11 protein-coding genes are annotated in these 12781 nt (G+C 68.7%); 4 read left to right on the top strand and 7 right to left on the bottom strand.

Features of this window, described 5'->3' with window-relative positions:
- Positions 1-7: 7 nt before the first annotated feature.
- From ACWPN8_RS31740 to ACWPN8_RS31755, 4 genes are all read right to left on the bottom strand, one after another.
- A complete protein-coding gene (locus ACWPN8_RS31740) occupies positions 8-703 on the bottom strand; it encodes a TetR/AcrR family transcriptional regulator (protein ID WP_492243696.1) in 696 nt (231 codons plus the stop codon).
- Between the two features lie 86 nt (positions 704-789).
- A complete protein-coding gene (locus tag ACWPN8_RS31745) occupies positions 790-2127 on the bottom strand; it encodes a Zn-dependent hydrolase (protein WP_492243697.1) in 1338 nt (445 codons plus the stop codon).
- Positions 2128-2166: 39 nt separating this feature from the next.
- Positions 2167-3453, bottom strand: a complete 1287-nt coding sequence (gene preA / locus ACWPN8_RS31750; RefSeq protein WP_492243698.1) for an NAD-dependent dihydropyrimidine dehydrogenase subunit PreA — start codon at positions 3451-3453, stop codon at positions 2167-2169.
- Positions 3454-3470: 17 nt separating this feature from the next.
- Positions 3471-4781, bottom strand: coding sequence for an NAD(P)-dependent oxidoreductase (locus ACWPN8_RS31755; RefSeq protein WP_492243699.1), 1311 nt, complete (start codon positions 4779-4781; stop codon positions 3471-3473).
- A 360-nt stretch (positions 4782-5141) separates the two neighbouring features.
- Between ACWPN8_RS31755 and ogt the strand changes: the two genes are divergently transcribed.
- The gene (ogt, locus tag ACWPN8_RS31760) at positions 5142-5678 is read left to right on the top strand and encodes a methylated-DNA--[protein]-cysteine S-methyltransferase (protein WP_492243700.1); all 537 of its coding nucleotides are present in this window, start codon (positions 5142-5144) and stop codon (positions 5676-5678) included.
- A 27-nt stretch (positions 5679-5705) separates the two neighbouring features.
- Here the strand turns inward: ogt and ACWPN8_RS31765 are convergent, their stop codons facing one another.
- Positions 5706-7751 carry an oxidoreductase gene (locus ACWPN8_RS31765; RefSeq protein ID WP_492244002.1) on the bottom strand — a complete coding sequence of 682 codons (2046 nt, stop codon included), beginning with the start codon at positions 7749-7751 and terminating at the stop codon, positions 5706-5708.
- Positions 7752-8047: 296 nt separating this feature from the next.
- Here ACWPN8_RS31765 and hyi point away from each other — a divergent pair, with 296 nt between their 5' ends.
- From hyi to ACWPN8_RS31780, 3 genes are all read left to right on the top strand, one after another.
- Positions 8048-8842 (top strand): hydroxypyruvate isomerase, encoded by a 795-nt coding sequence (gene hyi, locus ACWPN8_RS31770; protein WP_492243701.1) that lies wholly within the window; start codon positions 8048-8050, stop codon positions 8840-8842.
- 36 nt (positions 8843-8878) lie between these two features.
- The gene (gene glxR, locus ACWPN8_RS31775) at positions 8879-9763 is read left to right on the top strand and encodes a 2-hydroxy-3-oxopropionate reductase (protein ID WP_492243702.1); all 885 of its coding nucleotides are present in this window, start codon (positions 8879-8881) and stop codon (positions 9761-9763) included.
- Positions 9764-9868: 105 nt separating this feature from the next.
- Entirely contained in the window at positions 9869-11158 is a 1290-nt protein-coding gene (locus tag ACWPN8_RS31780; RefSeq protein WP_492243703.1) for a glycerate kinase type-2 family protein, read from the top strand.
- 66 nt (positions 11159-11224) lie between these two features.
- On the opposite strand, the gene ACWPN8_RS31785 is transcribed toward ACWPN8_RS31780, so the two are convergent.
- Together ACWPN8_RS31785 and ACWPN8_RS31790 are read right to left on the bottom strand one after the other, a co-directional pair.
- Positions 11225-12208, bottom strand: a complete 984-nt coding sequence (locus ACWPN8_RS31785) for an NAD(P)H-quinone oxidoreductase (RefSeq protein WP_492243704.1) — start codon at positions 12206-12208, stop codon at positions 11225-11227.
- On the bottom strand, positions 12205-12756 hold the full coding sequence (locus ACWPN8_RS31790; protein ID WP_492243705.1) for a hypothetical protein: 552 nt from the start codon (positions 12754-12756) through the stop codon (positions 12205-12207). Before ACWPN8_RS31790 ends, ACWPN8_RS31785 begins: the two co-directional genes overlap by 4 nt.
- Positions 12757-12781: the final 25 nt, after the last annotated feature.

Raw genomic sequence — 12781 nt, forward strand, 5'->3', positions numbered from 1 at the left:
CGCTCCCTCAGGAAATGGATGGGACGGAGTCGGTGGGCGTTTCGGCGATTTCGGGCTCCGGCAGGCCGGCGGCGCGCAGGACCAGCCGCAGCACCTCCGCCGTCATGGCGGCGAAGTCCTGGCGGGTCAGGGTGCGGCGGCCCAGAACCTTGCGGATCTGCACGTCGAAGTCGGCGTAATGCTGGGTCACCGCCCAGATCATGAACAGGAACTGGCGGGCATCGACCGGGGCCATGCGGCCGGCGGCGACCCAGCCGTCGATCACCGCCGCCTTGGCGTCGACCAGCGCTTTCAGGTCTTCGGCCAGGAAATGCTCGACCTGGGTGCCGCCATGCAGAATCTCGTTGGCGAAGACCTTGGAAGCATGCGGCCGCGTGCGCGACGCCTCCATCTTGGCGCTGACATAGGCGGTCAGGGTCTCCACCGGATCGGCGTCCGGGGTGAAGGAGGCGATGGGCGCAAGCCACAGCCGCAGGATGTTGTCGAGCACCGCGCGGTAGAGATCGTCCTTGGTGCCGAAATAGTAATGCAGGTTGGCCTTGGGCAGGCCGGCCCGTTCGGCGATGTCGGCCATGGTGGCGCCGGCGAAGCCGGCCTCGGCGAAGACGCGCTCGGCCGCCTTCAGGATGCGCTCGACGTTCTCGCGCCGGATGCGTCCTTGGGACGGGGAGGATTCTACGGTGTCGGCAGCCGTTCGCGCCATCGCTTTGATAACCACTCGTTCATTGCCGGGGCTAATCCCCTCTCCCCCGGGGAGAGGGTCAGGGTGAGGGGGATGCACGGCGTGGATCAACAAGGAATGGAAAGTTCCGTTCGCTCACCGACTCCACGCAATGCGTCCCCCTCACCCAACCCTCTCCCCGGGGGGAGAGGGCTCACTTCCGCCATGGCATTCGCGCGGTCGAGCACCGCGTGCAGCAGCACCTCGCAGCCGGCGGTCGACCATTCCGGGGTCGTCTCCTCGACCTCGTTGTGGCTGATGCCGTCGATGCAGGGGATGAAGACCATCGCCGTCGGCGCGACCTTCGACAGGTAGCAGGCGTCGTGGCCGGCGCCCGAGACGATGTCGCGGAAGCTGTGGCCGGTGCGCTCCACCCCCTTGCGGACGGCGGCGACGCAGGTCTCGTCGAACTTGATCGGGGCGTAGTACCAGATCTGCTGGAAGTCGGTCTCCAGCCCGATCTCGCCGGCGATGCGCTCCACCTCGGCGCGCAGCTCGCCGTCCATGGCGGCAAGGATGGCGTCGTCCGGATGGCGGAAATCGACGGTGAAGAAGACGCGGCCGGGGATGACGTTGCGACTGTTGGGGTGGATCTGCATCAGCCCGACCGTGGCGCAGGCGAGCGGGCCGTACTTCATGCCGATGCGGTTGACCGCATCGACCACGCGGGCGGCGCCCAGCAGGGCGTCCTTGCGGCGGACCATCGGGGTCGGGCCGGCATGGGCCTCCTGGCCGGTGAAGGTGATCTCGTACCAGCGCTGGCCCTGGCAATCGGTGACGACGCCGATGGTCTTGCCCTCGATCTCCAGGATCGGACCCTGCTCGATGTGGGCCTCGAAATAGGCGCCGACCTTGCGCCCGCCGACCTCCCGGTCGCCGGCATAGCCGATGCGGGCCAGCTCCTCGCCCATCGTCTTGCCGTCGAGGTCGGCGCGCGACAGGCCGTAGTCCAGATCGAACACCCCGGCGAAGACGCCGGACGACACCATGGCCGGGGCGAAGCGCGAGCCCTCTTCGTTGGTCCAGACCGCGACCTCCACCGGGGCCTCGGTGACGTAGTTCATGTCGTTCAGGCTGCGCACCACCTCCAGCCCGGCCAGCACGCCATAGACGCCGTCATACTTGCCGCCGGTCGGCTGGCTGTCGAGATGGCTGCCCATGATGACCGGGGGCAGGCTGTCGTCCCGGCCGGGGCGGCGGGCGAAGATGTTGCCCATCCTGTCGACCGAAATCGTACAGCCGGCCTCCTCGCACCAACGCACGAACAGGTCGCGGCCCTGTTTGTCGAGGTCGGTCAGCGCCAGCCGGCACACGCCGCCCTTGGGCGTGGCGCCGATCTGCGCCATGTCCATCAGGCTCTGCCACAGGCGCGAGCCGTTCACGGCGACATTCTGCGGGGTGGACATGTTGCTCTCTCCTGAACGTCGTTCTTGTTCGGCGGCGTTTTATTCGGCGGCGGCTTCGGGGACGCGCATCGGGTTGCGGGCGTCGTTGGGCCAGGTGACATAGGGCAGGTCGGTGTGCTCCGGCACCATGGTGATGCAGTCCGGCACCGGGCAGACATGGCTGCACAGGTTGCAGCCGACGCACTCCTCGTTGACCACGGTGAAGACGCGGCGGCCCTCGCCTGCATCGATGCGGATCGCCTGGTGCGAGGTGTCCTCGCAGACGATGTGGCAGCGGCCGCAATCGATGCACAAGGCGGGGTCGATCACCGCCTTGGTCGAGAAGTTCATGTTCAGGTCGTTCCAGTTGACGACGTTGCGCACGGCACGGCCGCTCAGCTCGTCCAGCGTCCGGTATCCCTTCTCGTCCATCCAGTTGGACAGGCCGCCGATCATGTCCTCGACGATCTTGAAGCCGTAGGTCATGGCGGCGGTGCAGACCTGCACGTTGGTGGCGCCCAGCGCCAGGAACTCCGCCGCGTCGCGCCATGTGGCGACGCCGCCGATGCCGCTGACCGGCAGGCCGCGCGTGTCCGGGTTGCGGGCGATCTCCGCCACCATGTTGAGCGCGATGGGCTTCACCGCCGGGCCGCAATAGCCGCCATGGCTGCCCTTGCCGTCGACCACCGGGGTCGGCGCCATGGCGTCGAGATCGACCGCGACGATGGAGTTGACGGTGTTGATCAGCGACACGGCATCAGCGCCGCCGCGCCTGGCCGCCTCGGCCGACCACAGGATGTTGGTGATGTTGGGGGTCAGCTTGACGATCACCGGCAGGTTGACGGCGTTCTTCACCCAGCGGGTGACCTGCTCCACCATCTCCGGCACCTGCCCGATGGCGGAGCCCATGCCGCGCTCGCACATGCCGTGCGGGCAGCCGAGGTTGAGTTCCAGCCCGTCGGCTGCCCCCGTCTCAGCGATGCGGCGGGCGAGGTTGGCCCAGGCCTCCTCCTCGATGCGGGCCATCAGCGAGACGACCATGGCGCGGTCGGGCCAGTCGCGCTTGACCTCGATGATCTCCTGAAGATTGACCTCCAGCGGCCGGTCGGAGATCAGCTCGATGTTGTTGAAGCCGATCATCCGGCGGTCGGTGTCGAGATGCGCGCCATAGCGGCTGGAGACGTTGACCACCGGCGGATCCTCGCCCAGCGTCTTCCAGACGACACCGCCCCAGCCCGCCTTGAAGGCGCGGACGACGTTGTAGGCCTTGTCGGTCGGCGGGGCAGACGCCAGCCAGAAGGGGTTGGGGGAGCGGATGCCGGCGATGGTGCTGCGAAGATCGGCCATGATGTGGCTCCCTTTCCTCAGGCGGTCAGGTGGCTGTGGATGGCAAGGGCGGCGAGCTTGCCGTCCTGCACGGACTGGACCGTCAGGTCTTCGCCCGTGGCGACGCAGTCGCCGCCGGCCCAGACCTTGGCGAGGGTGGTACGGTAGGTGTCGTCGATGGCGATCTTGCCGCCGGTGATCTGCAGCCCGTCGAGCACCTCGGCCGACAGTTTCTGCCCGACCGCCTTCAGCACCATGTCGGCCTGGAGGGTGAAGGTCTCGCCGGTGCCGGACAGCTTACCGTCGCTGAGGCGGGTGCGTTCGAAGGTGATGTCGGTGTCGCCGATTGCCGAAGGGGCGGCGAAGGTCTTCAGCACGACGCCTTCGGTCTGGGCCAACTCCTGTTCCCAGGCGGTGGCACCCATCTGGGCACGGCCGCGGCGGTAGACCAGGGTGACGTCCTCGGCACCCAGGCGCTTGGCCTGGATCGCGGCGTCCACCGCGGTGTTGCCGCCGCCGATCACCACGACGCTGCGCCCCACCGCCGGCGGCTGGCCGGGAAGGGCCTGACGCACCCGCTCGATGAAGGCGGTGGCGTCCTCCACACCCGCGCGCTCCTCGCCGGGGATGCCGAGACGGTTGTTGGACCCCAGGCCGACGCCCAGGAAGACGGCATCGAAGTCGGCGCGCAGGCTGTCGAGCGACAGGTCGGCGCCCAGCCTGCGGCCATGCTCCACCGCGATGCCGCCCACGCCGAGGATGAAGGCGACCTCGCGCTGGGCGAAATCGTCGGCCATCTTGTAGGGGGCAAGGCCGTACTCGTTGAGGCCGCCGGATTTCGCCTTCGCCTCGAACACCGTCACCTCATGGCCGAGCGTGGCGAGGCGGTGGGCACAGGACAGCCCGGCCGGGCCGGCACCGACCACGGCGACGCGCTTGCCGGTCGCGGCGGCGCGGGCGAAGGGGTGGGCCGGCTCGCCGTCGATGAGAGGGTCGGTGGCGTGGCGTTGCAGCCGGCCGATGGCGACGGGGCGGTCCTCCGCCCGGTTGCGGACGCAAGACTGCTCGCACAACGTCTCGGTCGGGCAGACGCGGCCGCAGGTGCCACCCATGATGTTCTCCGACAGGATCGTCGTCGCGGCGCCCTTCAGGTTGCCGGTGGCGATGGAGCGGATGAAGGCCGGGATGTCGATCCCGGTCGGGCAGGCCTTGATGCAGGGCGCGTCATAGCAGAACAGGCAGCGGTTCGACTCGGCCAGCGCCTGCACCGGCGTCATCGCCGGGGTCAGGTCGGCGTAGGGCGAAGCCAACTGGTCTTCGGTGGTGGCAAGCGTAGCGATCAGGGTCATGGCGGATGGCTTCCCTTCGGTCGCAGAGCGGCGTGTCTACCGAAGCATCAGCAACCCGCGTGCCAAGAGAACCAACCAGCACTGCCAACGGAGACGGGCGGCGGAAAAGCTGACTGTTCGGTCAAAAACTGACGGTATGGACAGGCATGACTTCATCATGCCAGCCATGCGGATTGCACGCAACTCAGCCTTTTGGCGCCTCTTTTGTCGGCGCCACGCAAGAAACGCATGGGAATTCGCGGGTGCGGAAACAGGAAATTGCGCTGTATCAAAGGGTTGCATCGCCGGAGCGCTGCCTTCAATTTCGGCAGCGCACCTGTGCAAGTGAGATAGGGTGCAATCGGGATAGGGGATGCCGCGATGTCCGCTTTCTCAAGCCTGCTGATCGACCGCACCGCGACGCCCATCGGCGAGTTGATCGTGGTGGCGGACGGGGACGGCGCCCTGCGCGCCATCGACTGGACCGACCATGAGGACCGGCTGCACAGGCTGCTGCGCCTGCACCATCCCGGCGGCTACGAACTGCGGCCGGCCGGCGATCCGGGCGGGTTGACGCAGGCGATGGATGCCTATTTCGCGGGCGATCTTGCCGTCATCGACCGGCTGCCGGTGCGCACCGGCGGGACGCCGTTCCAGCGCGCAGTGTGGGCGGCGCTGCGCGGGATTCCCTGCGGCAGGACCATAACCTACCGCGACCTGGCGGCGCTGGCCGGGCGTCCGGCGGCGGTGCGGGCGGCGGGACATGCCAACGGCGCCAACCCGGTCGGCATCGTGGTGCCCTGCCACCGGGTGATCGGATCGGATGGCACGCTGACCGGCTATGGCGGCGGGGTGGAGCGCAAGCGCTGGCTGTTGACCCATGAAGGGACGGCGGTAAATCCCCCCTCGCGGGAATGACGGCCGAACAGGCTTGAGCCGCCCCTCCTACAGCTCCGCCGCGAGCTTCGTCCCCTGGGCGATGGCCCGCTTGGCGTCCAGTTCGGCCGCGACGTCGGCGCCGCCGATCAGGTGGACGGCGATGCCGGCGGCCTCCAGCGGGGCGTGCAGCTCACGCAGCGGCTCCTGCCCGGTGCACAGGACGATGCTGTCCACCGCCAGCGTCTGCACCCGCTCGCGCTTCTCGCCGAAGCTGACGGTCAGCCCCTCGTCGTCGATGCGCTCGTAATTCACGCCGGACAGCGCCTGGATGTTCTTCATCTTCAGCTGCGCCCGGTGGATCCAGCCGGTGGTCTTGCCCAAGCCCGCGCCGGGCTTGCTCGCCTTGCGCTGGAGCAGCACGACCTCGCGGGCCGGCGGCGTCAAATGCGGGCGGATGCCGGCGACACCGCCGCGAGCCTCGGCGGGATCGGCAACCCCCCATTCGGCCCGCCACAGCGCCGGGTCCAGGCTGGGCGACGGCGGCTCCTGGACCAGGAATTCGCTGACGTCGAAGCCGATGCCGCCGGCTCCCACCACGGCAACGCGGCGGCCGACCGGCTTGGCGCCGCGCAGCACGTCGATGTAGGTCAGCACCTTCGGATGGTCCTGGCCCGGGATCTTCGGGTCGCGCGGCACCACCCCGGTCGCCAGCACCACCGCGTCGAAGCCGCCGCCGGCCAGCGCGTCGGCGCCCACCCGCCGCCCCAGATGCAGCGCCACACCCGTCTCCGCCAGCCGGTGGCGGAAATAGCGCAGCGTCTCGTGGAACTCCTCCTTGCCGGGGATCAGCTTCGCCATGTTGAACTGGCCACCGACCTCGTCCGCCGCGTCGAACAGGTGCACCTCGTGCCCGCGCTCCGCCGCGGTGGTGGCGCAGGCCAGCCCGGCCGGTCCGGCACCAACCACGGCGACGCGCTTGCGTTTGGTGGCCGGGGTGATCACCAGCTCCGTCTCGTGGCAGGCGCGCGGGTTGACCAGACAGCTCGCCGTCTTGCCGGAGAAGATGTGGTCCAGGCAGGCCTGGTTGCAGGCGATGCAGGTGTTGATCGCCTCCGCCCTGCCCGCCGCCGCCTTGGCGACGAAGTCCGGGTCGGCCAGGAAGGGCCGCGCCATCGACACCATGTCGGCCAGCCCGTCGCCGATCACCGCGTCGCCGACCTCCGGCGTGTTGATGCGGTTGGTGGTGCAGAGCGGGATCGACACCGCGTCCTTCAGCTTCCTCGTCACCCAGGCGAAGTTGGCGCGCGGCACGCTGGTGGCGATGGTCGGCACCCGCGCCTCGTGCCAGCCGATGCCGGTGTTGATGATGGTGGCTCCGGCCCGCTCGATGGCCTGGGCCAGCTGCACCACCTCCTCCCATGTGCTGCCGTCGGGGATCAGGTCCAGCATCGACAGGCGGTAGATGATGATGAAGTCGCGCCCGACCGCCTCGCGCATGCGCGACACGATCTCCACCGGGAAGCGCATGCGGTTCTCGTAAGGCCCGCCCCATTTATCGGTGCGCTGGTTGGTGTGGGTCACCAGGAACTGGTTGATCAGGTAGCCTTCCGACCCCATCACCTCCACCCCGTCATAGCCGGCCTCGCGCGCCAGCTCGGCGCAGCGGACATAGGCGCGGATCTGGCGCTCCACCCCTCTGGCGGTCAGGGCGCGCGGGGTGAAGGGGGTGATCGGCGACTTGATGCGCGACGGCGCCACCGACAGTGGGCTGTAGGCATAGCGGCCGGCATGCAGGATCTGCAGCGCGATCTTGCCGTCTTCGGCATGCACCGCGTCGGTGATGACCCGGTGCGCCCGCGCCGCGCCATGCCGCGCAAGGGTGGAGCCGAATGGCGACAGCCAGCCCTCCACGTTCGGCGAGAAGCCGCCGGTCACCATCAGCCCGACCCCGCCGCGCGCCCGCTCGGCGAAATAGGCGGCCAGCCGCGGGAAATGGCGGCGCCGGTCCTCAAGCCCGGTGTGCATCGACCCCATCAGCACCCGGTTCTTCAGCACCGTGAAGCCGAGGTCGAGCGGGGCCAGCAGATGCGTGTAGGGCTGGGAGCCGGGCATGGTCAAGGGGCACGTCCTCCGGTTATCGAACCCGCGCTTCTGGCGGCGCTGGGCAGGCTGATGATTGGCAGTGCAAATCCTAGTTCAGGGTGACGTATGCGTCAATCAGGTTCCGCGGCATCCGCCGACGCCCCTGGACGGCCGATCAGGGCCCGATCGTTCGCGCACCCCGCTTTCCGCTGTGTGAAAAAGCCGTTCGGCGAACTGGCTCAGGGGCCTGCGCGGCGGTCAAGCTCCCAACCCAAGGGCCGCCCCTCCATCCTCGGCGGCCGATTTGCGTAACCGGGAGTTCGGTCATGGTGCAGTTCGCCGCCAACCTGACGATGCTCTACAACGAGCATCCCTTCCTCGACCGATTCGCCGCGGCGGCCGATGCCGGCTTCCGTGGGGTCGAGTATCTGTTTCCCTATGATTTCGCCGCCGACGCGCTGGCGGAGAAGCTGCGCCAGCATGGGCTGACCCAGGTCCTGCACAACCTGCCGGCCGGCAACTGGGGCGGCGGCGAGCGCGGCATCGCCATCCTGCCCGACCGCGTGCAGGAGTTCCGCGACGGCGTCGCCCGCGCCATCGACTATGCCGGCACGCTGGGCTGCAAACAGGTCAACTGCCTCGTCGGCATCCTGCCGCAAGGCGCCGACGCCGCCACCGCCGAAAGCACGCTGACCGCCAACCTCGCCTATGCCGCCGACGCGCTGGCCGGCGCTGGCATCCGCCTGCTGATCGAGCCGATCAACACCCGCGACATCCCCGGCTTCTACCTGACCCGCACCCGCCAAGCGCTGGACCTGATCGCCAAGGTCGGCTCCGACAATCTCTTCGTGCAGTACGACATCTACCACATGCAGATCATGGAGGGCGATCTGGCCCGCACCATCGAGGCCAACCTCGCCCGCATCGCCCATGTCCAGCTGGCCGACAATCCCGGCCGCTTCGAACCCGGCACCGGCGAGATCAATTATCCCTTCCTGTTCAAGCATCTGGACGCCATCGGCTACAGCGGCTGGGTCGGCTGCGAATACAAGCCGAAGACGACGACGGACGAGGGGCTCGGCTGGTTCGCCCCCTACAGGACCGAACCGGCGCACGCCTGAAGCACCCTCATCCATTCAAAGAGAAGGACTATCGTCATGAAGGTCGGTTTCATCGGTCTCGGCATCATGGGCACCCCGATGGCGGGGCATCTGCTGGACGCCGGTCACACGCTCTACGTCCACGACATCAAGCCGGTTCCGGCCGAGCTGACCGATAAGGGCGCCATCCCCTGCCCGAGCGGTGCGGAGGTCGCGGCGGCGGCCGAGGTCATCATCACCATGGTGCCGGATACCCCCCATGTCGGCGCCGCCCTGTTCGGCGAGAACGGCATCGCCGCCGGCCTGTCGGCTGGCAAGATCGTGGTCGACATGTCCTCGATCTCGCCCATCGAGACCAAGGAATACGCCAAGCGCATCAACGATCTCGGCTGCTCCTACCTAGACGCGCCGGTGTCGGGCGGCGAGGTCGGGGCCAAGGCCGCCTCGCTTACCATCATGGTCGGCGGCCCGCAGGAGGCCTTCGACACGGTCAAGCCGCTGTTCGAGAAGATGGGCAAGAACATCACGCTGGTCGGCGGCAACGGCGACGGCCAGACCACCAAGGTCGCCAACCAGATCATCGTCGCGCTGACCATCGAGGCAGTGGCCGAGGCCCTGCTGTTCGCGTCCAAGGCCGGGGCCGATCCGGCCAAGGTCCGTCAGGCGCTGATGGGCGGCTTCGCCTCCTCGCGCATCCTGGAGGTCCATGGCGAGCGGATGATCAACCGCAACTTCACCCCCGGCTTCCGCATCGAGCTGCACCAGAAGGATCTGAACCTGGCGCTGAGCGGCGCCAAGGCGCTGAACCTGTCGTTGCCGCACACCGCCAGCTGCCAGCAGCTGTTCAACGCCTGCGCCGCGCAGGGCGGGGCGGCCTGGGACCATTCCGGCATGCTCCGCGCGCTGGAACTGCTCGCCGGGCACGAAGTCGGGTCGAAGTGAGGGGTCAGGGGCGCCGTCACATGATGGCGCCCCACCCAAACCATTGGCCTGCCAACCATTCGCGTGCATTCTAAGCGCCCAGCCACCCACGACGCCCGAGCGACCATGACCGCCACCGCCCCCGCTGCCGCCCCCGCTTCAGACGCCCTGCTCCACGACCTGTTCCAGGCGGCGCTCACCGCGGTGACCGCCGAGACCCGGCTGCCGGCAGCCCTGCCGCAGCCGCCGAAGGGCCGCACGGTGGTCATCGGTGCCGGCAAGGCGGCGGCGGCGATGGCGAAGACGGTGGAAGACCACTGGCCGGGGCCGCTGACCGGCCTCGTCGTCACCCGCTACGACCACGATTTGCCGACCGAGCGGATCGAGGTGGTGCAGGCCAGCCACCCGGTGCCCGACGCCGCGGGGCAGGAGGCGGCACGGCGCATCGTCGACATGGTGCAGGGGCTGACCGCCGACGACCTCGTGCTCTGCCTGATCTCCGGCGGCGGCTCCGCCCTGCTGGCGCTGCCGGCCCCCGGCATCACGCTGGAGGACAAGCGCGCCGTCGCCAAGGCGCTGCTGAAGAGCGGCGCCGACATCGGCGAGATGAACTGCGTGCGCAAGCACCTGTCGGCGGTGAAGGGCGGCCGGCTCGCCGCCATGGCCCACCCGGCGCGCGTCGTCTCGCTGCTGGTCTCCGACGTGCCGGGCGACGATCCGTCGGTGATCGCCAGCGGCCCGACCGTGCCCGACCCGACCAGCTTCGCCGACGCCCGCGCCATCCTGGCGAAATACGGCATCGCCCCGCCGCCCGCCGTGGCCGCCTTCCTGGAGGCTGCCGAGGACGAGACGCCGAAGCCCGGCGACCCGCGGCTTGCCGGCGCCGAGACCACCATCATCGCCACCCCGCAGGACGCGCTGGAGGCGGCGGCGGCGCTGGCCCGCGACCGCGGCTACACCCCCGTCATCCTGGGCGACGCCATCGAGGGCGAATCGCGCGAGGTCGCCAAGGTCCATGCCGGCATCGCCCGGCAGGCCGCCCGCCACGGCCAGCCGGCCCCGGTGCCCGCCGTGATCCTGTCCGGCGGCGAGACCACGGTGACGGTGCGCGGCCAAGGCCGCGGCGGCCGCAACGTCGAATTCCTGCTGGCGCTGGCCGTGGCGCTCGACGGCCATCCCGGCATCCGGGCGGCGGCCTTCGACACCGACGGCATCGACGGGACGGAGGACAATGCCGGCGCCGTCCTGCGCCCCGACACGCTGGCCCGCGCCGAGGCGATGGGGCTGGACGCCAAGGCCTTCCTCGCCAACAACGACGGCTACAGCTTCTTCAAGGCGCTCGGCGATCTGGTCATCACCGGCCCGACGCGGACCAACGTCAACGATTTCCGGGTGATCGTCATCGATCCGGCCTGACCAATCGCGACCAATATCGACTGGCAGATGCCAACACTGGAGGAGGTGCGCCTGTGTAGGCCCACCTCAAGGCACTGTAAGCACAATCTTTCCGAAACCGCCGCCGCGCTCCATCGCCTCGTGCGCCTGCACGACGTCTGCCAGGGGAAACACCTGCGAAACCACGGCACGCAGGGTGCCGGAGGCGACGAGCGGCAGCATACGGTCGGCAAAGCGCTGAACCATCGCGCGCTTTTCGTCCGGCTGCCGCGACTTCATCACCGTTCCCACCAGCCGTAGATGGTTGTGAAGAAGCAGGCCGAGAGGAATTGGCGCATCGCCTCCGCCTCCCATCAGCCCGACCTGCACCAGGATCCCGCCCGGCCGCAGGCTGCGCAGGTTGCCGGCGAGCGTGTCACCGCCGATGAAATCGACCACCGCGTCGAGACCCCGGCCTGCCGTGAACCACCGGGCCTCCGCCTCGAAATCCCCTGACCGGTAGTCGACGACCGCCTCAGCCCCCAGCGAGAGGACATCGCCGAGGCGACCGGCACCGGCCGTCGCCAGGACACGGCCCCCCAAGGCGCGGGCGACCTGCACCATGGCGGAGCCGACACCACCCGCCGCGGCGTGGACGAGTACGGTCTGCCCGGTGCCGAGACCCGCCAGATGTCCAACGACCTCATAGGCGGTGACGAAGGATTCCATCACTGCCGCCGCCTCGATGAAGCCGAGATGATCGGGCATGTGGACAGCCAGCGCCTGATCGACGCGCGCGACCTCCGCATAGGCACCGCCGCCGGTGATCGCCATCACCCGGTCGCCGCGGCGGAACCCCGTCACCGCCCCGCCGACTTCCACCACCTCGCCGGCCAGTTCGAGACCGAGAAGCGGGCTGTCGCCGTACGTCTCCGTCCCATAGACCCCCTGCCGCTGCAGAAGATCGGCCCGGTTCACACCGGCGGCACGCACCCGCACCAGCAGATCCGTCGGCCGGATCTCCGGGACAGGCACTTCGGCGAGGCGGAGAACATCCGCCCGGCCGAAGTCCTCGAAGACCGCCGCCTTCACTTCACACCCTCCAGCGCCCGCAACTTTGCACGCCGCGCAATGCTGGCCGCGAAAAGCGGCGTCTCGCGCCGGTTGTGGTCGCCACCGGCGGCTTGACGGGCGGCGGCGGCGGCTTCGTAGGACAGTTGATGCGCCTCCAGAAACTCCATGAAGACATCCGTGGGATGCGCGGTCACCCGGTTGGTGTAGCGGGTCCGGCCATTGTCGATGGCTTCGGCCATCAATTCCCAGACGACATTGACCTGCGTGCGGCCATTCGCCGTGAAGACGTCGGAGATCGAATTCATCCGCACATAGGCCGGGCCGGCTTCCTCGGCGACGTAATGCTGGACCACCAGCCCGGTCCCGATCATCTCGACATTGATCGACATCCGGCGACCGTCGTCGGTCGTGGTGATGCCAGCGGCGATATGGTCGGGTGCGCAGCAGCGCTGATATTCGGCCTCCGGCAGTGAAAACAGCCATTCCTCGATGTCCACCTGGTCCAGCGGCACGTCGATTTCGGCCGAATAGGCGGATTGGGACAGGATGCGATCCAGGACTTTCATTGTACTCTCCATTTCACCTCAGTCG

It is taken from the genome of Azospirillum sp. UENF 112521 (assembly GCF_058780665.1).